The sequence below is a fragment of the Sphingomonas xanthus genome (genome assembly GCF_007998985.1).
GTDB lineage: Bacteria > Pseudomonadota > Alphaproteobacteria > Sphingomonadales > Sphingomonadaceae > Sphingomicrobium > Sphingomicrobium xanthum.
Genome location: NZ_CP041659.1, coordinates 1,829,851 through 1,851,844 on the forward strand (window position 1 = coordinate 1,829,851; position 21,994 = coordinate 1,851,844).

25 protein-coding genes and 1 tRNA gene are annotated in these 21,994 nt (G+C 65.7%); 17 read left to right on the plus strand and 9 right to left on the minus strand.

All coding sequences use genetic code 11. The annotated features are described in order from the left end of the window. Positions 1 to 26 precede the first annotated feature (26 nt). The 4 genes from cysK to FMM02_RS09220 form a co-directional block, all read right to left on the minus strand. A complete protein-coding gene (gene cysK, locus FMM02_RS09205) occupies positions 27 to 956 on the minus strand; it encodes a cysteine synthase A (RefSeq protein WP_147494559.1) in 930 nt (309 codons plus the stop codon). A 59-nt stretch (positions 957 to 1,015) separates the two neighbouring features. Beyond that, positions 1,016 to 2,293 (minus strand): MFS transporter, encoded by a 1,278-nt coding sequence (locus FMM02_RS09210; RefSeq protein WP_147494560.1) that lies wholly within the window; start codon positions 2,291 to 2,293, stop codon positions 1,016 to 1,018. Between the two features lie 101 nt (positions 2,294 to 2,394). After that, complete coding sequence (locus tag FMM02_RS09215) at positions 2,395 to 2,784, minus strand: hypothetical protein (protein WP_147494561.1); 390 nt, start codon at positions 2,782 to 2,784, stop codon at positions 2,395 to 2,397. 4 nt (positions 2,785 to 2,788) lie between these two features. Continuing rightward, positions 2,789 to 3,976 (minus strand): TIR domain-containing protein, encoded by a 1,188-nt coding sequence (locus FMM02_RS09220; RefSeq protein WP_147494562.1) that lies wholly within the window; start codon positions 3,974 to 3,976, stop codon positions 2,789 to 2,791. 112 nt (positions 3,977 to 4,088) lie between these two features. Between FMM02_RS09220 and radA the strand changes: the two genes are divergently transcribed. After that, entirely contained in the window at positions 4,089 to 5,453 is a 1,365-nt protein-coding gene (gene radA / locus FMM02_RS09225; protein WP_147494563.1) for a DNA repair protein RadA, read from the plus strand. A 30-nt stretch (positions 5,454 to 5,483) separates the two neighbouring features. Here the strand turns inward: radA and FMM02_RS09230 are convergent, their stop codons facing one another. After that, a complete protein-coding gene (locus tag FMM02_RS09230) occupies positions 5,484 to 6,047 on the minus strand; it encodes a DUF2165 family protein (protein WP_147494564.1) in 564 nt (187 codons plus the stop codon). A gap of 94 nt (positions 6,048 to 6,141) precedes the next feature. Between FMM02_RS09230 and FMM02_RS09235 the strand changes: the two genes are divergently transcribed. From FMM02_RS09235 to FMM02_RS09250, 4 genes are read left to right on the plus strand one after another with little or no spacing between them, the layout of a single operon-like run. Continuing rightward, positions 6,142 to 6,651 (plus strand): CvpA family protein, encoded by a 510-nt coding sequence (locus tag FMM02_RS09235; protein WP_147494565.1) that lies wholly within the window; start codon positions 6,142 to 6,144, stop codon positions 6,649 to 6,651. After that, the gene (gene cysS / locus FMM02_RS09240) at positions 6,648 to 7,955 is read left to right on the plus strand and encodes a cysteine--tRNA ligase (protein ID WP_147494566.1); all 1,308 of its coding nucleotides are present in this window, start codon (positions 6,648 to 6,650) and stop codon (positions 7,953 to 7,955) included. The genes FMM02_RS09235 and cysS overlap by 4 nt, the downstream gene beginning before the upstream one ends. Beyond that, positions 7,952 to 8,371 carry an iron-sulfur cluster assembly scaffold protein gene (locus FMM02_RS09245; protein ID WP_147494567.1) on the plus strand — a complete coding sequence of 140 codons (420 nt, stop codon included), beginning with the start codon at positions 7,952 to 7,954 and terminating at the stop codon, positions 8,369 to 8,371. The genes cysS and FMM02_RS09245 overlap by 4 nt, the downstream gene beginning before the upstream one ends. Further along, positions 8,368 to 10,176 carry a monovalent cation:proton antiporter-2 (CPA2) family protein gene (locus FMM02_RS09250; protein WP_246104764.1) on the plus strand — a complete coding sequence of 603 codons (1,809 nt, stop codon included), beginning with the start codon at positions 8,368 to 8,370 and terminating at the stop codon, positions 10,174 to 10,176. The genes FMM02_RS09245 and FMM02_RS09250 overlap by 4 nt, the downstream gene beginning before the upstream one ends. Here the strand turns inward: FMM02_RS09250 and FMM02_RS09255 are convergent. Then, positions 10,173 to 11,237, minus strand: a complete 1,065-nt coding sequence (locus FMM02_RS09255) for a 3-dehydroquinate synthase family protein (protein WP_147494568.1) — start codon at positions 11,235 to 11,237, stop codon at positions 10,173 to 10,175. The genes FMM02_RS09250 and FMM02_RS09255 overlap by 4 nt on opposite strands. Beyond that, positions 11,234 to 11,773, minus strand: a complete 540-nt coding sequence (locus FMM02_RS09260; protein ID WP_147494569.1) for a shikimate kinase — start codon at positions 11,771 to 11,773, stop codon at positions 11,234 to 11,236. Before FMM02_RS09260 ends, FMM02_RS09255 begins: the two co-directional genes overlap by 4 nt. A 95-nt stretch (positions 11,774 to 11,868) precedes the next feature. Here FMM02_RS09260 and FMM02_RS11465 point away from each other — a divergent pair, with 95 nt between their 5' ends. The 5 genes from FMM02_RS11465 to FMM02_RS09280 all read left to right on the plus strand — a co-directional run bounded on the left by FMM02_RS11465 (position 11,869) and on the right by FMM02_RS09280 (position 17,212). Further along, complete coding sequence (locus FMM02_RS11465) at positions 11,869 to 12,003, plus strand: hypothetical protein (RefSeq protein ID WP_281288862.1); 135 nt, start codon at positions 11,869 to 11,871, stop codon at positions 12,001 to 12,003. Beyond that, on the plus strand, positions 11,990 to 13,783 hold the full coding sequence (locus FMM02_RS09265) for a hypothetical protein (protein WP_147494570.1): 1,794 nt from the start codon (positions 11,990 to 11,992) through the stop codon (positions 13,781 to 13,783). The genes FMM02_RS11465 and FMM02_RS09265 overlap by 14 nt, the downstream gene beginning before the upstream one ends. A 38-nt stretch (positions 13,784 to 13,821) precedes the next feature. Then, entirely contained in the window at positions 13,822 to 14,676 is an 855-nt protein-coding gene (locus tag FMM02_RS09270) for a tyrosine-type recombinase/integrase (protein WP_246104866.1), read from the plus strand. Positions 14,677 to 14,710: 34 nt separating this feature from the next. Further along, positions 14,711 to 15,652, plus strand: coding sequence for an acetyl-CoA carboxylase carboxyltransferase subunit alpha (locus tag FMM02_RS09275; protein WP_147494572.1), 942 nt, complete (start codon positions 14,711 to 14,713; stop codon positions 15,650 to 15,652). A gap of 78 nt (positions 15,653 to 15,730) precedes the next feature. Continuing rightward, positions 15,731 to 17,212, plus strand: coding sequence for a M48 family metalloprotease (locus tag FMM02_RS09280; protein ID WP_147494573.1), 1,482 nt, complete (start codon positions 15,731 to 15,733; stop codon positions 17,210 to 17,212). 2 nt (positions 17,213 to 17,214) lie between these two features. On the opposite strand, the gene FMM02_RS09285 is transcribed toward FMM02_RS09280, so the two are convergent. Together FMM02_RS09285 and FMM02_RS09290 are read right to left on the minus strand one after the other, a co-directional pair. Next, on the minus strand, positions 17,215 to 17,397 hold the full coding sequence (locus FMM02_RS09285) for a Flp family type IVb pilin (RefSeq protein ID WP_425473616.1): 183 nt from the start codon (positions 17,395 to 17,397) through the stop codon (positions 17,215 to 17,217). A gap of 75 nt (positions 17,398 to 17,472) precedes the next feature. Continuing rightward, the gene (locus FMM02_RS09290; RefSeq protein WP_187107753.1) at positions 17,473 to 18,264 is read right to left on the minus strand and encodes a methyltransferase domain-containing protein; all 792 of its coding nucleotides are present in this window, start codon (positions 18,262 to 18,264) and stop codon (positions 17,473 to 17,475) included. A 45-nt stretch (positions 18,265 to 18,309) separates the two neighbouring features. Between FMM02_RS09290 and FMM02_RS11225 the strand changes: the two genes are divergently transcribed. The 7 genes from FMM02_RS11225 (at position 18,310) to folE (ending at position 21,947) form a co-directional block, all read left to right on the plus strand. Then, positions 18,310 to 18,528: a hypothetical protein gene (locus tag FMM02_RS11225; protein WP_187107754.1), complete on the plus strand. Its 219-nt coding sequence runs from the start codon at positions 18,310 to 18,312 to the stop codon at positions 18,526 to 18,528. 35 nt (positions 18,529 to 18,563) lie between these two features. Then, a complete protein-coding gene (gene grxC / locus FMM02_RS09295) occupies positions 18,564 to 18,821 on the plus strand; it encodes a glutaredoxin 3 (protein ID WP_147494575.1) in 258 nt (85 codons plus the stop codon). Between the two features lie 5 nt (positions 18,822 to 18,826). Beyond that, positions 18,827 to 19,669 (plus strand): carbon-nitrogen hydrolase family protein, encoded by an 843-nt coding sequence (locus tag FMM02_RS09300; protein ID WP_147495054.1) that lies wholly within the window; start codon positions 18,827 to 18,829, stop codon positions 19,667 to 19,669. Positions 19,670 to 19,682: 13 nt separating this feature from the next. Continuing rightward, positions 19,683 to 19,759 (plus strand) — tRNA-Arg (locus FMM02_RS09305). A 26-nt stretch (positions 19,760 to 19,785) separates the two neighbouring features. Continuing rightward, complete coding sequence (locus FMM02_RS09310) at positions 19,786 to 20,031, plus strand: DUF6356 family protein (protein ID WP_147494576.1); 246 nt, start codon at positions 19,786 to 19,788, stop codon at positions 20,029 to 20,031. Next, entirely contained in the window at positions 20,021 to 21,340 is a 1,320-nt protein-coding gene (locus FMM02_RS09315; protein WP_147494577.1) for an FAD/NAD(P)-binding protein, read from the plus strand. The genes FMM02_RS09310 and FMM02_RS09315 overlap by 11 nt, the downstream gene beginning before the upstream one ends. Then, entirely contained in the window at positions 21,333 to 21,947 is a 615-nt protein-coding gene (gene folE / locus FMM02_RS09320; protein ID WP_147494578.1) for a GTP cyclohydrolase I FolE, read from the plus strand. Before FMM02_RS09315 ends, folE begins: the two co-directional genes overlap by 8 nt. The last annotated feature ends 47 nt before the right edge of the window (positions 21,948 to 21,994 follow it).

Below are 21,994 nucleotides of genomic sequence, written 5' to 3' on the forward strand. Positions count from 1 at the left end.
CTCAAACGAACGGGGTTGCGCGACAGTTAAGCATCTTCTTCGGGAAGGAAGTCGGCCACCGACAGATACCGTTCGCCAGTATCGTAATTGAAACCCAGCACCCGGGAATTCTTCCCGAGTTCCGGAAGCTTGCGGGCGATTGCGGTTAGCGTCGCGCCCGACGAGATCCCGACCAGCATCCCCTCTTCGCGCGCGGCGCGCCTGCCCATGTCCTTGGCCTCGTCGGGCGCGACCTGGATCACCCCGTCGAGCAGTGAAGTGTCGAGGTTAACGGGGATGAACCCGGCGCCGATGCCCTGGATCGGGTGCGGTGCGGGATCGCCGCCCGATATGACGGGCGACAGGGTCGGCTCGACCGCGAACACCTTGAGGTTTGGCCAAGTCTTTTTCAGCGACCGGGCGCAGCCCGTGATGTGGCCGCCGGTGCCAACGCCGGTGATCAGCGCGTCCAGCGGACGATCGGCGAAATCGGCGAGGATTTCCTCGGCGGTCGTGCGCACATGGACGTCGATGTTGGCGGGATTGTCGAATTGTTGCGGCATCCACGCACCGGGCGTCGCGTCGACGATTTCCTGCGCGCGGGCGATTGCTCCCTTCATCCCCTTTTCTCGTGGGGTTAGCGCGAATTCGGCGCCATAGGCGAGCATCAGCCGGCGCCGTTCGACCGACATGCTGTCAGGCATGACGAGGATCAGGCGATAGCCCTTTACCGCCGCGACCATGGCAAGGCCGATGCCGGTATTGCCGCTGGTGGGCTCGACGATCACCCCGTCCGGCGCGAGCCGGCCGCTGCGCTCCGCGTCCTCGACCATCGAGAGGGCAATTCGGTCCTTGATCGACCCTCCGGGGTTGGACCGCTCGGACTTGATCCAGACTTCGGCGCGGTCGCCGAACAACCGGTTGATTCGGATATGCGGCGTATTGCCGATAGTCGAAAGGATGGTGTCGGCTTTCATGCGTCAATCTCCTTGCCGGGCAGGGTCATATGCGGACTTGGGCGGGATCGTTGCAAGCATCACACCCCGCTACTGACGATCGGCGGCTTTTCCGGTGGCGGCTCGACCGTTTCGAAGGTGCGGGCGCGGCGAAGTTCAGGGAAAAGCCAAGCCCAGGTCAAGGTTACCGCCACCGCCGCAAGTCCTCCGGCCACCGTGGCCGTGACCGGGCCGAGCAGCGCAGCGGTAAAGCCGCTACGGGTTTCGCCAAGCTCGTTGGAGGCGGAGATCGCCAGCGTCGAGGCTGCGGCGACGCGTCCGCGCATGTCGTCAGGAGTATACAGCTGGATTAGCGACTGGCGGATATAGACCGAGAACATGTCGGCCGCGCCCAATAGGGCAAGCATCGAAAGCGACAGGAAATAGTGGGTCGAGGCGCCGAAGACGGCCGTGGCGAGGCCGAAGATCACCACCGCCACCAGCATCTTCACGCCAACGTCGGTCTTGATCGGCCGGAAGGAGAAAAAGATGGCGGTGAGCGTCGCGCCGAGCGCCGGAGCGGCGCGCAACGGGCCAAGGCCGTCGGCTCCGACATGCAGGATGTCGCGTGCATAAAGAGGCAGCATCGCGATTGCCCCGCCTAGCAGCACCGCGAACAGATCGAGCGTAATTGCACCAAGGACCAGCCGATTGCCGCGCACATAGGCAAGTCCGTCGATCATCTGGCGAAGTGGGCGGCCGGGCCTGAGCACGATGCGCGGAAGCGGACCGATGGTGAACAGGCTCAGCGCCGAGAAGGCAAATAGGGCCGCGCTGAGCGCGTAGGGAAAATGCGGCGTCACATCGTATAGGATGCCGCCGATCGCCGGTCCGATGATCGCGCCCGATTGCCAGGCTGTAGAGCTCAGGGCGATCGCGTTGGGAAGGAGTTGTCGGGGAACGAGGTTGGGGGCCATGGCGCCAAGCGCGGGTCCGGCGAAGGCGCGGGCCACGCCAAGCAGCGCGGCGACGGAAAAAAGGATCGGCAGGCTAATGAAGCCGCCAGCGGTCGCGACGAGTAGGATCAGCGCGCAGAAGAGTTCGAGCAGGATCACCGCGCGGGCGATGATACGCCGGTCGAAGCGGTCTGCGGCCCAGCCGCTGACCGGCGTCAGCAGGAACAGGGGCACGAACTGGACAAGCCCGATCAGGCCGAGCTGAAACGCCGCGGCGCGGATATCCATCGTTTCGCGGGCGATGTCGTAGACCTGCCAGCCGATGACGATGACCATTGCCATCTGGCCGATGGTCGTGGTCAGCCGGGCGAGCCAGAATGCCCGAAAATCTGCGATCCGCAACGGTTCGGGAAGCCAATTCATTGGCGCGGGGTCGCAGTTAAGGGCGGGGGCAGGAGTGCAAAACCGGTCATGGCCGCTGCCTAGCCAATGCCTTGCGGTGAGGACAGGGATTTTCCGCTCTGTCAGACGGCAAGGTTCGCTCGACGGTAATCGGGCCGGGTCGCCGATTGCTGCCAATAATGGGTAAGCCCGACGCGGGCCAGAAGCCGGTCGAAGCGTCGATCACGCCAAAGCGCCGCCATGGGGGGTTGAAACAAGGCATCTGTCTGCCGATCCGGATCGCCGGCCGGTGGGGAAACCGGGGCCCACGGACCTGCTCCGAAATAATAGCCGTCCAACAGCGCGAATGCGCTGCTCACATCGCCAAGGGCTACGCAGGCCTGGGCAACCGAAAGCGCCCGGCCGGGATTGGACCGAAGATAATCAAGGTTGATCCCGACGGCCCGCGCGACGTTGACCTGGCCTGCAAGCGCTTTGGCGGTCGCGGTCGCCGCCACGATAAGATCGGGCATCACGTCAAGCGGACGACGGTCGGCATCGCCGAGCAAGTTCAGCGCGTCGCCGGGCCGCCCGCTGTAGAGCAGGTAGGAAAGCTGCGTCCGCCAGATCTGGCGGTGCTTGGGCCATCTCGGAGGCATCCCGGATCGCCCGGTCGGCAGCCTGCAGATCCCCCGAGGACCAAAGATTGATGATCGCTTTCCGTTCGGCGCCGGGAAGCAGGGACTTGGTCCGGTCGAGGCGGTCGGACAGGGCGGTCGCCTCTTTCCACCGGCCAACGCTTCCCAAAATGTCCGACAGGATGAAGAGGAGGATCGGAAAATCGGGCTTCTTGGCCAGTGCGCGCCGCGCCTCCTGTTCCGCGGTCCGCCAATGCCGATAGACCGGCGACAATAGGCGAAGTGCCGCAAGCGCACGGGGCTCACTGGAATCCAGTGTCAGCGCCGATTGAGCGGCCGCCCGGCCGCGCGCCGCGAGTCCGGACCGCTCGTCGAGCGAAGCAGTCCGGTGGCGCGCGGCATACGCCAGCGCCAGGCCGCCCCAGGCAATTGCCGATTGGGGAGCCAGCCGCGTTGCCTCGGTCAGCAACGCAATGGCTTGGGCAGTGCTCCCTTCATCCTCGGGGTCCAGCGCGTCATTGGCCTGGAGCGCATCCAGGCCTTTTTGCAAAAGCAGCTCGGCCCCCGGCGATAGCCGGGTCTCCTGATCTCTCCAGATGAAGGCACCACCAGCCAGGACGGCCAGCGCGCCGCCGCCCAGCAGAAGGTTACGCCGGCCGAGGAGCGATCCAGTTGCGGGCGCGGGCTGAGGCGGCGCGCTCCCGGTCAGCGCTGCGAGGCTGTCGATGACGGTCCGCCACCCCGCCGCCCCTCGGTCACCGCGCCAGCGCCGAAGGTCCGCACATTGGATCTGGTCGAACGGCATGGGAAGCCGGACGTCATCGAGCCGGAGCTGGACCAGCCGGCCGGTCTCCAGTCCGCGGTTGGCCTCCGACTTTACCCAGTGGGAAGCGGCAGCGGCCTTCGACCACAGGACCAGCACCGCGCGGGCCTGGTCCAGCTGCTCGGCGATAACGTCGGAAAAGGGACGGTGCGCGGGGAGGCTTTCGTCGTACCAGACGGAATAACCCGCCGCGCGCAGGTGATCGGCAATACGCTTCGCAGCGCCCGCACTGGGCCTGGCGTGAGAAAGGAAGACGTCGGCCATGCGCACCCTCCACCTGCGCTCATAGCGTCTCCGGAGAAAGTTGACGAGCGATTGTGCGGCCGCTGGAAATGTCGCTTGCGTTCCTGCTTCGTTCCGCTAGCCTGCTTCGCCGATGGCCAAGCTCAAGACCCGATATATCTGCCAGGCGTGCGGGTCCGAACAGCACCGCTGGCAGGGGCAATGTCCGGACTGCGCGGAATGGAACACGCTGGTCCAGGAATCGTCGGGGGAAACTGTGTTCGCGGCCCGGCACAATTTGCAGGGTGGCGGCCGGTCGATCGCGCTGGTTGGCCTGGATTCCGTTGTCGCGCTGCCGGAACGGATGCGGACCGGGATCGAGGAGTTCGACCGGGCGGTAGGCGGTGGAATCGTGCCGGGATCGGCGATGCTGCTGGGCGGCGATCCGGGTATCGGCAAATCCACCCTGCTCCTTCAGGTCGCAGCCAAGCTCGCCTCGGCCGGGCGGGAAGTGGTCTATGTCTCGGGCGAGGAAGCCGCCGACCAGGTCCGGCTAAGGGCGATCCGGCTGGGACTTGGCGGTGCGCCTGTGCGTCTGGCCGCGGCAACATCGGTCCGCGACATCCTGACCACGATCGGCCAGGGCGAGCCGCCGGCAATGCTGGTGATCGATTCCATCCAGACAATGCACAGCGATCTGATCGAGGGCGCGCCCGGGACGGTCAGCCAGGTACGGGCAAGCGCGCAGGAACTGGTCCGCTTTGCCAAGGAGCGCGGAACCGCGCTCGTGCTAGTTGGCCATGTCACTAAGGACGGCACCATCGCCGGGCCGCGCGTCCTTGAACATATGGTCGACACGGTGCTGGGCTTCGAAGGGGAGCGCAGTCACCAATATCGGATCCTGCGCGCGGCCAAGAACCGTTTTGGCGGAACCGACGAGATTGGCGTCTTCGCGATGGAAGGTGCCGGACTTGCCGAAGTCCCCAATCCTTCCGCGCTGTTTCTCACTCAGCGCGGCGAGCCGGTTAGCGGGACGAGCGTTTTCCCTGCCCTCGAGGGTACCCGCCCGGTATTGGTGGAGATCCAGGCGCTGGTGGTGCGGTTGGCAAGCGGCGCAACGCCTCGGCGCTCGGCGGTCGGCTGGGACAGCGGGCGCCTAGCGATGGTTCTCGCGGTGCTGGAGGCGCGGTGCGGCCTCAGCTTCGCCACGTCGGAAGTCTATCTGAACGTTGCCGGCGGCTATCGGCTAAGCGACCCCGCCGCCGACGTGGCGGTCGCGGCAGCGCTGGTTTCGGCGCTCAGCGAACGGCCGGTGCCGCAGGACGCTGTGGTCATGGGAGAAATTGCCCTGTCCGGTGAAGTGCGGCCGGTGGCCCATGCGGCGCTTCGCCTCAAGGAAGCAGCCAAGCTCGGCTTTGATCGAGGCTGGGCGCCGCGCGGGACCGAGGCTCCGGGCGGGATATCGCTGACTCAATTCGCCAAGCTGCGCGAGCTGGTCGATCAGATCCTCGAACGGTAGGCGTTCCCGCTAAACGCCACCGCCAGATGGCTAGTCGTCGGTAAGGGAAACGAACAACATGGTGATCGCCGAGGCCATCGCGTAGAAGAAGGCTCCTTCCAGGGAACCAGCCCCAACCTCGGTCTGCCACATCTGGAAGAAGGCGGCCCCAAAGGTCATGAAAAAGCCGAACCAGATCAGCAGGGCTATCGCCGCCGCCCAGACCCCGGCGCGTTTAGCCCGGTGAAATTCTTCTTTTGTGCCGCCTCTGGCTGCGACCATGTCCCAAGCGCCCTTGAACCCGAAGAAACCAATGGCGACCTCACCGGCGATGACCAGCGCGAGCGCAGCCCAGTGCACGGCAGGGTCGGAAAGGTTGAAGAACAGGGTGCGAGGATAGACCTGATGGTCCACCCCCGAAAGCACATAGCCGAGCGCGGCATGGGCCTGGGTGATATTTGCCAGATTCTGCAAGGCGTAGATCAAAGCGTGCAGGCCGATGAACAGCACGAGCAGTGCCTTGATGAGACGGAGCATGCGTTTTCCCCCTGATTTCGCGGCGCCCCTGATATCGCCGCGGTAGCCCGCTGAGGCTAGCGGCGAAGGCGCTTTCATTCAAATTCCGCCCCCCCATTGACCGCCCGGCTGCCGATCTTTCCGCCGCTTCCTACTTCCCCGACAGCGCAGCATTCGCTAGCGCTCCGGCGACATGACCGGGCTCGATATCTTCGTCATCTTGCTGCTGGGCGGCGCCGCGCTCGTCGGCTTCGTGCGCGGGCTGACGCATGAACTGCTGTCGCTGCTCGCCTGGGTCGCCGGCATTGCTACGCTGAAACTGTTCCACGGGCCGCTTGCCGAACGGCTGGTGGAAAGCGTCGGTACCGACACGGGGGCAAGCGTGCTGGCCTTCGCGCTCCTGTTCCTGCCGGCCTATATCGCGGTGAAGCTGTTCGCCCGCGCGGTCGGGGGCAGGGCCCGGCGTTCGGTGCTCGGGCCGATCGACCGACTGCTGGGCGGCGGGTTTGGGATGCTTAAGGGGCTGATCGGCGCGACGCTGTTCTTCCTGATCGCGAACCTTGCAACCGACATGGTCTATGGCGGCGAAGCGGACCGTCCCCAATGGATGACCGATAGCCGCACCTATCCGCTGCTCAACGCGACGGGCCGCGCGGTCGTCGACTGGGTCGAAACGCGGCGGACCGCGGGGAGCGGGGCATGATCCGCCTCCACGATACGATGGCGCGGGAAAAGCGCGACTTCGTTCCCGCCGATCCCAGGCGCATCACTATGTATGTCTGCGGTCCGACCGTCTATGGCCGCGCCCATATCGGCAACGCCCGGCCGGCGGTCGTGTTCGACACGCTCGCGCGGCTGATCCGTCATCATTATGGCGCAGACAGCTTGGTCTATGCCCGCAACGTCACCGACGTCGACGACAAGATCATTGCCGCGGCGCGGGAGGAAGGCGTCGACGCATCGGTAATCACCCACCGCTACGAGGGCTTTTACCTCAAGGACATGGGCGCGCTTGGCGTCGAGCCGCCCACCATCGCGCCGCATGCGACGCAGGAAATCGGCCCGATGGTTGCGATGATCGCTGAACTCGTCGCGCTCGGCCATGCCTATGTCGCCGACGGCCATGTACTCTTCTCGGTGCCCGGCGATCCCGACTATGGTGCGCTCAGCCGCCGCGACCGCGACCAGATGATTGCCGGCGCGCGGGTCGAGGTGGCGCCCTACAAGCGCGACCCGGCCGATTTCGTGTTGTGGAAGCCGAGCGATGAAGGCGTGATCGGCTGGGACAGTCCCTGGGGCAGGGGACGGCCAGGATGGCACATCGAATGTTCGGCGATGATCCGCGCGCATCTCGGCGAAACGATCGACATCCACGGCGGCGGCCTCGACCTAATCTTCCCGCATCACGAGAATGAGATTGCCCAGAGCCGCTGCGCCCATAGGGGGGCGCCGCTGGCACGCTATTGGGTGCATAATGGCTTCGTCGACATGGGCGCTGAGAAAATGTCGAAGAGCCTTGGCAATGTTGTCACGCCCGAGGCGCTGCTGAAGCAGCATCGCGGGGAGACGCTGCGATTGGCGCTGCTGTCTGCACATTATCGCCAGCCGCTGCCGTGGACGGCAAGCCTCATCGCCCAGTCCAAGGCGACGCTTGACCGGCTGTATCGCGCAGCGGGCGATGCCGAAGCCGGCACTGTCGACCCGGGCGTGGTCGACGCGCTCGGCGACGATCTTAATACCCCTCTGGCCTTGTCGCGCCTGTCGGCGATTGACAGGCCCGCGGACCTACGCGCCTCGGCGGCTCTGCTAGGACTGCTCGGTGACAGCGGGGACGCCTGGTTCCGGGGCGACGGCGATGGCGACGAGGTCGAGGCACAAATCGCGGCGCGGACCGACGCCAAGGCGCGGCGGGACTTTGCCGAGGCGGACCGCATCCGTGACGCACTGAAGGCCGGAGGGATCGTCTTGGAGGACGGACCCGGCGGCACCACATGGCGCAGGGAATGACTGCACCCCTTTATACCCGCGATATCTTGCGGCTGGCAGCGAACATCCCCGGACAGCGCGGCTTTGACGAATTAAACGGCGACACCGAGACCCGCTCGCCGACCTGTGGCAGCCGGATGCGGGTCGCGGTCGAGCTCAATGGGGCAGGGCAAGTCGTCGCGCTGACCCAGGCGGTCGAAGCATGTGCATTCGGCCAGGCGGCTGCGGCGCTGATGGGGCGCTCGGCACAGGGCCGCACGCGCACGGACATCGAAACGGCAATCGGCGTGATCGAAGCCTGGCTCGACGGCGATGACGCCGCTGGGGACGGCTGGCCCGGAATAGCTGCCCTGGAACCTGTGCGGCGGCGCAAGGGCCGGCACGGCGCGGTATTGCTTCCGTTCCGCGCGCTACTGGCCGCGATGGAGCGACGATGACCGAGATGCTGATGGCCGCGGGCACCGCCGAGGCAGCGGAAACCACCGGTTTCCTGCTTGAAAGTGGTGCAGTGATGCTGGGCACGGCCTTGGTGTTCGTGCTCTTTTTCCGCAAGCTCGGGCTTGGCGCGACGCTGGGTTACATCGTCGGCGGCGCGCTGATCGGACCGCATCTGCTGAGCCTGGTCGACGATCCCGAGGATATGGCGAGCATATCTGAGATCGGCATCGCGCTACTGCTGTTCATCATTGGCCTGGAGCTAAATCCCAGCCGGCTGTGGCGGCTGCGCAGGGACATATTCGGTCTCGGGCTGGCGCAGGTCGTGCTGTGCGGGCTGGCATTGAGCCTGTTCATCCACCTGGCGCTCGGGATCACCGCCGAGGCGGCCCTGGCAATCGGCCTGTCACTTGGCCTGTCCTCGACGGCGCAGGTCATGCCGATGCTGCGTTCGGGCGGCGACTTGCACACCCAAAAAGGGGAGCGGGCTTTTTCGGTGCTGCTGTTCCAGGACCTGTCGATCGTTCCCCTGATCACGATCATCGCCGCCATGTCGCGGGTGCCCCCCGATCCCAGCGACCCGAGCGGGCTGACCCTGGCGCTCTATACCGTCGGCGCAATCGTCGCGCTGGTGCTAGCCGGCCGCTGGGTCCTGAACCCGCTATTCCGCCTGATCGGGCGACAGGGCGAGCGGGAATTGTTTGTCGTCGCCGGCCTGTTCACCGTCGTCGGCGCGGCGGCGCTGATGCATTCGCTCGGCCTGTCGGTCGCGCTGGGGGCCTTTGTTGCGGGCGTGATGCTAGCCGAATCGCCTTACCGCCATGAACTGGAAAGCGACGTCGAGCCGTTTCGCTCGATCCTGCTCGGGCTTTTCTTCCTGTCCGTCGGAATGCTGCTCGACCTCGGCACGATCGCGAACCGGCCGCTGTTCGTGTTCGGGATTGCGGCCGCGGTTATCGTGATCAAGGCGGGGATCATCACCCTGCTTGCGCGCGCGTTTCGCAACGGGTGGGCGCCGAGCATCCGGCTTGGCCTGCTGCTGAGCCAGGCAGGCGAGTTCGGCTTCGTGCTGTTCGCCGCCGCGGCGTCGGCGCGGCTGATCCTTCCCGAAGCGGCCTCGCTGTTCGGCGCGGTGGTCACCCTGTCGATGATGGCGACCCCGTTCCTGATGCGGCTGGCCGACCGGTTCGAGCAGCGCGCGGCCACTAGCGGGGGGACCCCGGCCGGGCCGGAGGATTCGCCGGAGACGAGTGTCATCGTGGTCGGTTACGGAAGGTTTGGCCAGACCGTGGCGCAGATGCTGATGGCCAAGGGTGTCGGGGTCACCTTGATCGACAAGAAGCCGCAGCAGATCGAGCAGTCGGGACGTTTCGGCACCAAAGTCTATTATGGCGACGGGCTGAGGCTCGACCTGCTTCGGACCGCCGGGGCGGACAGCGCCCGGGCCATATTATTCTGCAACGACAATGCGGACGGGGCGCTCAGCACCCGCACGCTTCAACCCGTACTTGAGAGCTTCCCGCAGGCGGCGGTAATGGTCCGCGCCTATGATCGGCGCCACCTTATTTCGCTCGATGGGCTCGATCTTGCTCATTCCCAGCGCGAACTGTTCGAAAGCGCCGTGACGATGGGCAAAAAGGCATTGAAGGCGATCGGCATTGAGGCGGCAGAGGTCGACCGGGTCGAGCGCGAATATCGGATGCGCGACTGCGAGCGCCTGGAGCGGCAAAGCGCGACCGGCGACCTGGCGGCGGGACTGGAGCGCTCGTTCGGCCACGACCGCGCGCTTCCAGATGAACCGGGCTAGTCTTCGCGGGCGAGAAAAGCTGCCAGGCGCTCGGCCTCCATGCCGGGGTGCAGGAACGTCTTGCCGATTCCGTGCGCAAGCACCAGCCGGAGCGCGCCGCCGACGTTCTTCTTGTCGCTGAGCATGCGCTGGACCAGCGCGCCCGACCTTGCGGATAGGCCGACATCGCCTAGCCGCGTCGGCAGGCCGACGCGCTTGAGGTGGAACGCGACCCGCTGGCAATCGGCCAAGGGACAAAGGTCCATCGCTGCCGAAAATTTGAACGCGAGAGCCAGGCCAATTGCAACGGCCTCGCCATGCAGCAGCCGACCTAGTCCGGCCTCAGCCTCGATGGCATGGGCGAAGCTGTGACCGAGGTTCAGAAGCGCGCGCTGGCCGCTGCGGTCCTCAAGGTCGCCCGCAACGATCCGCGCCTTGGACTCGATTGCCTGTGCAATTGCCCGCTGGCGCGCGCCGCGATGACCCGCGAGCAGGGCGCCGCCATTGTCCTCGCACCAGGCGAAAAAGCCGGGCTGGTCGATGAGGCCATATTTGACGATCTCGGCATAGCCCGAAAGGAGCTGCCGCGCGTCGAGCGTGTCGAGAAAATCCGGATCGACTATGACCAGCGCGGGTTCGTGGAAGCTCCCGATCACATTCTTTTCGCCAAACGCATCGATCGCGGTCTTGCCGCCGATTGCGCTGTCGGCCTGGGCAAGAAGGGTGGTTGGCACGTGGACGACCGGGCAGCCGCGCTTGAACAGCGAAGCGGCCAGTCCGGCGACGTCGCCGACGCTGCCGCCGCCAAGCGCGACAACGATCGTGTCGCGATTGGCACCGAGGCGCGCGAAGTCGGCCAAAAGGTTATGAAGCACGGTCCAGTCCTTGGCGGCTTCGCCTTCGGGCACGAGCAACGGCTCTGCGCCAAGCGCCTCGGCGACGCGCACTCCGTGGAGCGCGAACAGGCGGGGTTCGCTGACGAGGATGGGCGCACCGCGACCGGTGAGCCGTTCCAGTCCCGCCTCCACCGGCCCGATGACCGCTTCATAGGGCCGGCGGCCCGGGATGCGAATTTCCTTCATCGGTTCAGCCGGTCTTGGAGTGCGGCGACGATCTGTTCGACGACATCTGCGTGCGCGCTGCCACAAGTGCGGACATGGATCTGCGCCTCGGCGTAGAATGACCTGCGCTCGTCGGCGAGGCGGGTCAGGATTGCCGCTCGGTCGCCGCTGCGAAGCAATGGACGCGTGTCCCGGCGTCCGGTGCGCTCGGCCAGCACTGCGATCGGTGCATCGAGCCATACCGTGATCGCGCGCTCGTTAAGCAGCTGGCGCGTTCGCGGATCGACGAAAGCGCCCCCCCCGGTTGCGATGACCCGCACATCCCCTTCCACTAGCCGAGCGACCAGGCGCCGCTCGCCGTCGCGAAAGTCCGCTTCGCCAAACAGTTCGAATACGTCCGCCGCGCTTGCGCCCGCGGCTTCCTCGATCTCCGCGTCGCTGTCGACGAACGGCAGCCCAAGCCGCCTTGCCAGACGGCGCCCCACGGTCGACTTCCCGGCGCCCATTAGCCCGACAAGCACGATCGGCCGGTCAAGAACATCTCTCAGCTGTTGCACTTTGTCGTTAAATCCCCTTGGCCGGGGGTATACATACGCCCGCTTGGTCGGGCAAAAGCCTTTCGCATTCCCGAAAACTGCCTATTGGAGCGCCGATGTCTCGAGGTCTGATTTTCCTGCTGTTGGTGACCATCCTGCTGGTTGGCGGGCTGTTCCTTCTCTCGAGCGGCGCGGACGAAGTGCCGGTGCAGACCATCGAAGGCGATGTCACGGCCAATGCGGCGGGCTGACAAGGCGCTGATCGGAACCGCGGCGCTAGCGATTGCGCTGGCGATTCCCGCGATTGCCCAGGACCGGCCGGAATCGATCCTGCCGCCCGGTTTCGGGGAGGCGCAGTCCCCGTCACCGCCCCCCGAAAATAGCAATTCGGTTGCTACCGCAACGGCAAGCCGTCCCGCATCGCCGAGCAGCGGCGAATCCGAGGTCGAGACAGTCGAAAGCCTGTCGCCGATGGAAGAACTTCTCAGCCAACCAGTGGTCAAGCAGGTCGAATATCGGACCCGCCGCGATCCGCGGATGTCGGGAACCCTCGAACCTGCGGCGATCGGTCTGAGCGACCGGCCATGGGGATCTGCAAGCGGCAAGGCCCTGCAAATCCTGATGCGGCGGATGGAAACGCCGCTCGCATCGCGCTGGGCGCATATCGGCCTTCGCAGCCTGTTGCTGGCGCGGGTGCCCGCGCCGAACGACGTCAATCCGGTGGACTGGGCCGCCGAGCGGGCCTGGCTGTTGCTGCGCATGGGCGAGGCCGATGCCGCCCGGCTGCTCGTAGCCAGCGTCGATACCGACCGCTTTACGCCGAAGATGCAGCAGGTCGCCCTCCAGGCGGCGCTGGCAAGCAGCGATCCCTCGGCAATGTGCCCGCTGGAGGAAGGTTTGTCGCGTGTCGAACCCCGGGTTGCCGGGCTGGTCACCGCGATCTGCGCCTCCCTGTCGGGGGAAGCGGAACGGGCGGCCGCGGACATTGAGGCGGCGCGGCGGCGGGGCCGGGTCGGAGCCATCGACCTGGCGCTGGCCGACAAGGTGGTTGGCGCTGGGGCCGAGACCGCGCGCGCGGTGACCATCGAATGGGAACCGGTCGAACAGCTCAACAGCTGGCGCTATGGCCTGTCCACCGCAACCGCGCTGATGCCGCCCGAAAGGCTGGTAAATTCGGCCACGCCCCGGACCCGCGCCTGGCTGGCGCGGGCGCCGATGTTCCCTGCCAGCGCCCGGATTCCCTCGGCGCGGTTCGCCGCCGGCCTAGGCGTTTTTTCCAGCGAAGCGCTGATGGACCTTTATGCGGCCGCCTATGACGCGACCGACCCCGATGCGCTGGGCGAAAGCGATGCATGGCAGGTGCGGCTGAGCTTCGTCGGGCGGACACTGGACGACCGGATGGCGGCGATGCGCCAATTGTGGGGCAACAGCAGCTCTCCGCTCGATCGCTATGCCAGCCAAGTGCTGGTTTCGCGGCCGGCGCGCAAGATCGCGCCCAACGCCGACCTCCAGTCGGACGCCCCGGACCTTGTCGCTTCGCTGCTTGCTGGCGGCTTCGACCGGGAGGCGGCGCGCTGGGCGGCAACGGTGCCCGATATGGACGACCAGTCCGCCGACGCCGTCTGGGCGATGCTGGCATTGGGCGCGCCGGATTCGGCCGGTGTCGAGATCAGTGCGGGGCGAATCGGGGATTTCGCCGATCGTGACGGCAGCGCGAACCGCCAGCGCACCGCGTTGCTAGTGGCCGCGCTTGCCGGGCTGGGTCGGATCGACGCAGCGACTGCGGGTCGGTTGAGCCGCGAATATCGGCTTGGCCTGGGCAGCGAGACCGGCTGGACGCGGATGATCGACGGCGCAATGCGACGCCGGCAGGGCGGGACGTCGATCCTGCTGGCGGCGAGCGCGCTGCAGGGACGGCAGTTCGACCGCGTCGGGCCGGTCTACATTTTCCACGCGGTCAACGCCCTGAAGCGGACCGGGCATGAATATCTGGCCCGGATGGTCGCGGCGGAGGCGCTTGCGCGCACGTGACCGAACGCGACCGCGCGCTGGTCGACCGCTTCTGCGACATGCTCGCCGCCGAGGCCGGCGCCTCTCGCAACACATTGCTCGCCTATCGCCGCGATCTGGCCGCAGCGTCGGAAACGGTTGGATCGCTGGAGGCGGCGGGTAAGGCCGAACTGTCCGGTCTTGGCGCTGCCTGGACGGACCTGGCCGCTTCTACCGTCGCCCGGCGCAGTGCGGCGCTTCGGCGATTTTACGGCTTCCTGTTCGATGAAGGGCTGCGGTCCGACGACCCGTCCTCTGCCTTGCCCAAGCCGAGCTTGCAGCGGCCTCTGCCGCGAATTCTCGATGCGCATGAGGTCGAAGCGATGTTCGCCCTGATCGAGGAGCGGGCGGCGAGCGACGAGCCGCTTGCGATCCGCAACCTTGCGCTGCTGGAACTGCTTTATGGTTCGGGTTTGCGGGCGACCGAACTGGTGTCGCTGCCGCGCCGGGCGATCCGCCCCGGCCAACCCTTCATGATGCTGAGCGGCAAGGGCGGCAAGGAACGGCTGGTGCCGGTATCAGTGTGCGCTGCAGAGGCGGTGCAGCGCTGGCTGCCGCATGTTCCGGCAGGTTCCAACTGGCTGTTTCCAAGCGGCAAGAGCCACCTGAGCCGGGTTCGCCTGTTCCAGCTGGTCCGGGCGATGGCCGGACTGGCAGGGATCGCGCCCGACCGGGTCAGCCCGCACGTTCTTCGCCATGCCTTTGCGACGCATCTGCTCGCCGGCGGAGCCGATTTGCGCGTGCTCCAGTCGCTGCTCGGCCATGCCGATATCGCGACCACGCAAATCTACACGCATGTTGATGCGGCGCGACTGGTCGAGTTGGTCAACAGCCGGCACCCGCTGGCAACCGCCAAGCGCACTGCCGAGCGTTGACGGAAGCGCCCGCGCCGCTTACCCCGCGCCGCCAATGCTTAGCTATCTTGAATTTGAAAAGCCGATCGCCGCCCTCGACGCGCGAATCAATGAATTGCGCGACACCGCCACGGCGGGGGAAATCGATATCGAGTCCGAGGTTTCCAAGCTTGAGGCCAAGTCGTCCAAGCTGCTTCGTGAAACCTACGCAAAGCTGACGCCCTGGCAGAAGACGCAGGTCGCCCGTCACCCGGAGCGGCCGCATTTCAAACATTATGTCGCCGGACTTACCGAAGACTTCATGCCGCTTGCGGGCGATCGCGCCTTCGCGGACGATCCCGCGATCGTCGGCGGACTTGCCCGCATCGATGGCCGCAAGGTGTTGATCATCGGCCATGAAAAGGGCGACGACACGGCCAGCCGACTCAAGCATAATTTCGGCATGGCCAAGCCAGAAGGCTATCGCAAGGCGATCCGCCTGATGCAGCTTGCTGACCGTTTCGACCTGCCGGTGATCAGCCTGGTCGACACATCGGGTGCCTTTCCGGGCGTGCAGGCCGAAGAACGCGGGCAGGCAGAAGCCATCGCCCGATCGACCGAGCAATGCCTGGCGCTGGGAGTGCCGATGATCGCCGCCGTGGTTGGCGAAGGCGGTTCGGGCGGCGCGGTGGCCATTGCCGCCGCTAACCGGGTGCTGATGTTCGAACATGCCGTCTATTCGGTGATTTCACCGGAGGGCTGCGCCTCGATCCTGTGGCGCACCGCAGACAAGGCGGCGGATGCCGCCGAAGCTATGCGGGTAACCGCAAGTGACCTCCAGGCGCTCGGAGTGGTCGATCGGGTCGTTGCCGAGCCCTTGGGCGGCGCGCACCGTGCCCCCGCCGAAGCGATCGGCAGCCTCAAGGCGGCGATCATTGAGGAGTTGGACGGGCTCGCCAAGCTCGACCGGGCCAAGGTGTTGGAACAGCGCCGCGCCAAGTTCCTGGCGATCGGCTGAAGCCCTCCAGCGCTCGGAACCTTCCCGCCGGATACTCCGTTCAGTGGCGGGAAAGCCGCGATGTGACGGAGTACAGCTATGCGTAAAACTTTTGCCCTGCTGGCAGCGACCGCGGTCGCAATCGTGCCGGCCACCGCCCAGGTTCCGCAGCAGCAGCGCGCAACCTATCTCAATCCGCGTGAAGTCGCCGAAGCTCAAAAGCAGCATCCCGAAGTGGTCGCGGAATTCGGTGGCGCGCTGACCGGACCGCGCGCGACTTATGCGGAGGGCGTTGGGCGCAGGGTCGCGGCTTATTCGGGCACCGCGAACGCCGGCCAGGTCTATCGCTTTACCGTCCTCAACAGCGCCGTCGAAAATGCGTTCGCGGTGCCGGGCGGCTACGTCTACATCACCCGACAGCTGATGAGCATCATGAACGACGAGGCCGAACTGGCGTTCGTCATGGGCCATGAAACCGGCCATATCGCCGCCAATCACGCCCAGGCGCGGCGGTCGGCGACTGCCAACAACAGCATCCTCGGCGTGCTCGGATCAATCCTCGGGGCCGTGGTCGGCAACAATGCCTTCGGAAACCTGATCTCCCAGAGCGCCCAGCAATTTTCCAAGATGCGGCTGCTCAGTTTCACGCGCGACCAGGAGTATCAGGCCGACGCGCTGGGTATCCGTTACATCGCCAGCGCGGGCTATGACGCCAATGCAAGCGCGACGATGCTTGCGCAACTCACCCGTTCTGCAGCGCTCGAAGCGCGCATTCAGGGCGGCTCTAACCGCTCGACGCCGGAATGGGCAAGCACTCACCCGTTAAGCGAAAACCGCGTTGCCCAAGCGGGCCAGCTTGCGCGTCAGACCGGACGGGCCGGTACCGGCATCCGCAACCGCGACGGGTTCCTGGCTCAGATCGACGGGATCACGGTCGACGACGATCCCGAACAGGGTATCATCGACGGCCGAAGCTTTACCCATCCCGACCTTCGCCTGCAGTTCATGGTGCCGACCGGTTTCTTGATGCAGAACGGGACGCGCGCGGTAACCATCCAGGGATCAGGCGGACAAGCGCAATTTTCCGGTGGCCGCTACACCGGCTCGATGGAGAATTATATTGCGGAGGTGCTGCGCGGCCTGACCGGCGGACGCACCCAAATTGCCCTGGGGCCCATGCAGCAGACCAGCGTCAACGGGATTCCCGCGACCTATGTAGTAGGCCGCGCCAATACATCCGGCGGCGGGGTCGATGTCGGGGTGTTTGCTTACCGGTGGGACGCTAACACCGCCTATCACTTCGTCACGCTGACCCGCGCGGGCCAAGGAGTCCAGCCGTTCGCCTCGATGTTCAGCTCGCTTCGGCGGATCACGCCTGGGCAGGCTGCGGCGATACGGCCGCGGGTAATCGACGTCGTAACGGTGCAGCGCGGCGACACGGTGCAGTCGCTCGCCAGCCGTATGGCGTATCGCAATTTTCAGCAGGAACGGTTCATTGCCATCAACGGCCTTGCCCCGAACAGCCAGTTGCTGCCGGGTCAGAAGGTCAAGCTGGTCGTCTACGGAACGCGACGCTCCTAGGATTACATCGCGTTGTCGACCTTGGAGTCCAGCTTGCCCCACATGCCGTTGGATCCACCGCCCAACGATTTCATCCCGCCAATGACGGCGACACAAATCAGGGCGGCGATCAGGCCATATTCAATCGCAGTCGCGCCGCGCTTGTCCGAGCGAAGCATGCGACACAGCTTACGGATAGCGAGCACGCCACCCTCCTCTGGTCTTGGTCCACGAACTCTATCTAGGGGCGAAACGATTAAGAAATCATTGGGCGAAACCGGTTAACCTGCCGCTAGCGTCGATTGTTCGGCCCAGCCGAGGAAATGCAATATTTCCACTTGTTCCGACGTTTTTCCGGATCCCCGCATGGCAGCAAAGGCGTCAGCGGCGAATTTCCAGGTAGATTTGGTCAAGCTGTGCCGGGGTTCGTGAAGAACCGATGTCGCGCCCATCGCCCGCAAATCATGGGCCAAGGCGTCGAGCGTCGCGTAGCGAATAGACACCCTGTCGATATCGACCACCGGAAGGCTCAAACCCGCCGCGGTCAGAAGACCGGCAAGCTGCGCGGCGTTGATCCGCGGATGGGTCCGCGCGACGATCCGCCCGTCGGCCCGACCGCTTTCGATCAGCGCGGCGCGAAGCGCCGGCAGGCTGTCGCCGCCGGCCATTGCGCCGATCAGCAGTCCGCCGGGCTTGAGCGCGCGGCCCAGCAGCATCAGGGCGGCGGGGAGGTTGTTGACGGTGTCGAGCGTCCCAACCGCAACGATGAGGTCGAACCGGCCTTCCCCGAAATCCGTCCGGTCCTCCTCGACAATGGTCCCGCCGGCCCTTGCCGCAAAGGCCGGTCCCGGGTCGGCGACGGTCACTCTCGCCGCGACGGCGCCAAGGCGGTCGCGCCAGTCCGGTGCCGGACAACCGAGCAGCAGCGCCTGGTCAAAATTGCGGGCGACGTCGCGCAGACGGTCGAGACATTCGGCGAAGGCCCGTTCTTGAAGGAACAGGGCAGGTCCCTGCCGGGCGGCGCGGTCGCGGCGCAATTGGCGCAGCCGCCTGTCGAACAACTCCTTGGTCACGGTGGCGGCTTGTGCGGCGGACCGGGCCGCGTAACAAGGGGGTCGATGCAGCAATGGGCCACACGCAGCCTTGCCGGTGCAGGCAAGATCATTCTTGACTTCGCTCTGTCGCCGCGCTGCGCCGGCCTCTCCAATGTGGACGATGTCCTGGCCAGCAGTAGCACCGCCGAGGCCTGCGGCCGAGCGCTCCAGCGCGCCGGTGCGCGCCAGGCCGAATTGATTTGTTGGGCAAGGGTGGTTCGTCCGGGCCAGTTGATGCGTTAAGAAACCTGCCGAAATGCGTTGGGATGGAGAGCTTGTTGGCCGAAGTTGAGATTTATACAAAAATGACCTGCCCTTACTGCATCCGGGCGAAGAAGCTGTTCGAGATCAAGCGGATCCCGTTCAAGGAGATCGCAGTCGATTTCGGTGGCCCGGAAAAGGCGAAAATGGTGGAGAGATCGGGTGGGCGCACGACGGTTCCGCAGATTTTCATAAACGGCCGTCATGTCGGGGGCTGCGACGATGTGATGGAGCTTGAGCAGATGGGCAAGCTCGACGAAGCTCTCGCCGCGTGAGTGACGTGCTGATCGCGCTCTACCAGGCGCAAAGCGGGATCGACCCAGCAGCCAATGCCGCACGGCTGGTTGCCGCGGTACGCGAAGCCGGGGCCGGCGGCGCGGCGATGCTATTCACCCCGGAAATGTCAGGGATGCTCGACCGCGACCGCGACCGGGCACGCGGCAATGCGCGGACCGAAGCGGACGACCCGGTGCTTGCAGCGGTTCGCAGGGCCGCGGCCGACGCGGGGATGTGGGTTCACCTTGGATCACTGGCGCTGAAGGGCGAGGGCGACAAGCTGGTCAATCGCGGCTTCGTCATCGATGACCGCGGCGCAATTCGCGCACGCTATGACAAGATTCACCTGTTCGATGTCGACCTGCCGACCGGCGAAAGCTGGCGCGAATCGGCGATGTATGAGGCTGGACAGGAAACCGTGGTGGTGCCCGATACGCCATTGGGCATGCTGGGACTCGCCATCTGTTACGACCTGCGCTTCCCGGCGCTGTTCGCCCGGTTGAGCGAAGCAGGCGCGCAGGTAATCGCCTTGCCCGCGGCCTTTACCGTTCCAACCGGCAAGGCGCATTGGGAGGTGCTGCTGCGCGCGCGGGCGATCGAGTCCGAACTGTTCATCGTCGCCGCGGCGCAGGCGGGGCGGCACGAAGACGGGCGCGAGACCTATGGTCATTCGCTGGTCGCCGATCCGTGGGGCGAACTGGTGATGGAAATGGGCGACGAACCGGGGCTCGCCTTCGTCCGGATCGACCTTGCCAAGGTTGGCGAGGTGAGGGCGCGGATCCCGGTTCTTGCCCATCGCCGGAAGATCGGTCGGCCACGAATTGATTCGGCCGACGCTGCCACCTAAGGGAAGCCCGAACGGCCCCGTAGCTCAGCAGGATAGAGCAGCGGTTTCCTAAACCGAAGGTCACAGGTTCGAATCCTGTCGGGGCCACCATCGACTTGCCAAGAAGGATCGACTCCATGTTCGCGCGCCTGTTCCGGGACCATCCGCGATCGCTTGGCATGAGCTGGGCGGAACATGGCGTGGGAGCTGTGCTGATCGGTGCGAAGTTGGTGGGCGCGGGGCTGGCCTGCATCATCCACGCTCTGGTGCCGGCGCTGTTCACCGAAACGGCGGGGCGGACGGTGATCAGCCTTCACGACCATATGGTGAAGCGCAAGGCCGGGGCGGCCAATCCCAACGCATGGCCCGATTATGAAATCTGAGTGCGGCCTTCCCGCCGACGTCCTTATCGTTGGCGGGGGCTTTTCGGGGACCGCGCTGGCTGCCCAGCTGGCGCGTCGCGGGCTGTCGGCGACAATCGTCGAAGGTAGCGGACGCGCCGGGCGGGGAACGGCCTATTCGACCGAGGATGAAGCCCATTTGCTGAACGTGCCGGCGGCGAAGATGGGCGCCGGCGAAGGGCTCGAGGATTTTGCCGAAGTCCTCGCGGGCGAAGGCTATGCACCGACCGATTTCGTGCCGCGCCGCCGCTATGGCGCCTATCTGGCCCAGCAGCTTGAGCGCAGCGGCGCGAAGCTTATCGATGCAACCGCGACCTCGGTTGAATGGACCGGCGGACAATGGCGCCTGGCCCTGGATGACGGACGCAGTGTCGAGGGGCGGGCGCTAGCGTTGGCCCAAGGCAATGCCCCGCCGCCGTCGCTCGCCGTGGCCAAGGGCCTGCCCGAGGCGATGTTCGTCGCCGATCCTTGGAGCGAGGCTGGCCGGGAAGCGATTGGGAAAGCCGCGGCAAGCGCCGGGCCGCTGCTGCTGGTCGGGACCGGTCTGACGATGGTCGATGTCGCGTTAAGCCTCGACCGGCTCGGCTTTGGCGGAAAGATGGTCGCCCTGTCGCGGCGCGGGCTGATTCCGCGCGCGCATCAGGCGTTTGAGCCCGCCCCGCTAGAGCTTGAAGAGGTGCCCGGCGGAAGCATCCTGGCGCTATCCCGCTGGTTGCGGGCGCGCAGCACGGCGGTCGGCTGGCGGGCTGCGGTGGATTCGCTTCGACCGCACAGCCAGACGGTCTGGCAGACGTTCTCGACCAGCGAACAGCGTCGGTTCCTGCGCCATGCCCGCCCGTGGTGGGACGTGCATCGTCACCGGATCGCGCCGCAGGTCGCGTCTCGGATCGAGATGATGATCGAAGGGGGACGGCTAGAAATCGGGGCGGGGCGCCTCACCGCGCTTCGCGAGGAAGGCGGCCGATTGACGGCCATCATTGCCAGGCGCCGCGGCACGCAGGAAACCATCCACGCGGCAATGGCGGTCAATTGCACCGGTCCGCTGGGCGACATTCGGCGCAGCGCCGATGGCGTGACCAATAGCCTGTTCGATGCCGGACTTGCCCGGCCCGACCCGCTCGGGATCGCGGTCGAAGTCGATGCCTATTCGCGTGTCACCGCTGCGCCACGTGCCTGGGCGATCGGGCCAATGGCCAAGGGAAAATTTTGGGAGATCACCGCCGTCCCTGATATCAGGGTGCAGGCTGCGGCGGTCGCCGACGATATGATGAGGGAGCTTGGCAATGGGTAGTTGCAGTCCTGACGACGGCGACCTGATCGGTTCCCCGCCCGACCTTGTCATTCCCGACGAGGTCGCGGACGCTGTCCGGACCTTGATCCGCTGGACCGGTGACGATCCGGACCGTGAAGGACTGCTCGATACGCCGGGACGCGTGGCGCGGGCGTGGAAGGAATATGGAGCTGGCTATGCCGATGACCCGTCGCTCCATTTGAGTAGGACCTTTGACGAGGTCGGCGGATATGACGAGATCATCCTGCTGCGTGATATCCCGTTCCACAGCCATTGCGAACATCATCTCGCGCCGATCATCGGTAAGGCGGCGATCGCTTATCTGCCGGGTGACAAGGTTGTCGGGATCAGCAAGCTGGCCCGGGTGCTGCACGGCTATGCCCGGCGGCTTCAGGTGCAGGAGCGCCTGACTGCCCAGGTCGCGGACTGTATCTGGGACCATCTGAACCCCAAGGGCGTGGCGGTGGTGATCGAAGCCAGCCACGCCTGCATGACCGCGCGCGGGGTGCGGACGCCCGGCGTGATGATGACCACCAGCCGGATGATGGGCGTGTTCCGCGAGGACGAGCGCAGCCGCAAGGAAGTGCTCGCGCTGATGGGTTATTGAGCGCGGCACCGAACACAAGCTTGCTCGTGTAAAGAGACGCCAAGCCC

Bases quoted from the DNA above. Each gene is read 5' to 3' on its own strand.
- FMM02_RS09310 (WP_147494576.1), top strand. From the start codon at position 19,786: ATGTTCGCGCGCCTGTTCCGGGACCATCCGCGATCGCTTGGCATGAGC.
- cysS (WP_147494566.1), top strand. From the start codon at position 6,648: ATGATCCGCCTCCACGATACGATGGCGCGGGAAAAGCGCGACTTCGTT.
- FMM02_RS11465 (WP_281288862.1), top strand. From the start codon at position 11,869: ATGTCTCGAGGTCTGATTTTCCTGCTGTTGGTGACCATCCTGCTGGTT.
- FMM02_RS09280 (WP_147494573.1), top strand. From the start codon at position 15,731: ATGCGTAAAACTTTTGCCCTGCTGGCAGCGACCGCGGTCGCAATCGTG.
- cysK (WP_147494559.1), bottom strand. From the start codon at position 956: ATGAAAGCCGACACCATCCTTTCGACTATCGGCAATACGCCGCATATC.
- FMM02_RS09255 (WP_147494568.1), bottom strand. From the start codon at position 11,237: ATGAAGGAAATTCGCATCCCGGGCCGCCGGCCCTATGAAGCGGTCATC.
- FMM02_RS09250 (WP_246104764.1), top strand. From the start codon at position 8,368: ATGACCGAGATGCTGATGGCCGCGGGCACCGCCGAGGCAGCGGAAACC.
- FMM02_RS09270 (WP_246104866.1), top strand. From the start codon at position 13,822: ATGCTCGCCGCCGAGGCCGGCGCCTCTCGCAACACATTGCTCGCCTAT.
- FMM02_RS09230 (WP_147494564.1), bottom strand. From the start codon at position 6,047: ATGAAAGCGCCTTCGCCGCTAGCCTCAGCGGGCTACCGCGGCGATATC.
- FMM02_RS09275 (WP_147494572.1), top strand. From the start codon at position 14,711: ATGCTTAGCTATCTTGAATTTGAAAAGCCGATCGCCGCCCTCGACGCG.
- FMM02_RS09235 (WP_147494565.1), top strand. From the start codon at position 6,142: ATGACCGGGCTCGATATCTTCGTCATCTTGCTGCTGGGCGGCGCCGCG.
- folE (WP_147494578.1), top strand. From the start codon at position 21,333: ATGGGTAGTTGCAGTCCTGACGACGGCGACCTGATCGGTTCCCCGCCC.
- FMM02_RS09215 (WP_147494561.1), bottom strand. From the start codon at position 2,784: ATGCCCGATCTTATCGTGGCGGCGACCGCGACCGCCAAAGCGCTTGCA.
- FMM02_RS09220 (WP_147494562.1), bottom strand. From the start codon at position 3,976: ATGGCCGACGTCTTCCTTTCTCACGCCAGGCCCAGTGCGGGCGCTGCG.
- FMM02_RS09245 (WP_147494567.1), top strand. From the start codon at position 7,952: ATGACTGCACCCCTTTATACCCGCGATATCTTGCGGCTGGCAGCGAAC.
- FMM02_RS11225 (WP_187107754.1), top strand. From the start codon at position 18,310: ATGCAGCAATGGGCCACACGCAGCCTTGCCGGTGCAGGCAAGATCATT.
- radA (WP_147494563.1), top strand. From the start codon at position 4,089: ATGGCCAAGCTCAAGACCCGATATATCTGCCAGGCGTGCGGGTCCGAA.
- FMM02_RS09265 (WP_147494570.1), top strand. From the start codon at position 11,990: ATGCGGCGGGCTGACAAGGCGCTGATCGGAACCGCGGCGCTAGCGATT.
- FMM02_RS09315 (WP_147494577.1), top strand. From the start codon at position 20,021: ATGAAATCTGAGTGCGGCCTTCCCGCCGACGTCCTTATCGTTGGCGGG.
- FMM02_RS09210 (WP_147494560.1), bottom strand. From the start codon at position 2,293: ATGAATTGGCTTCCCGAACCGTTGCGGATCGCAGATTTTCGGGCATTC.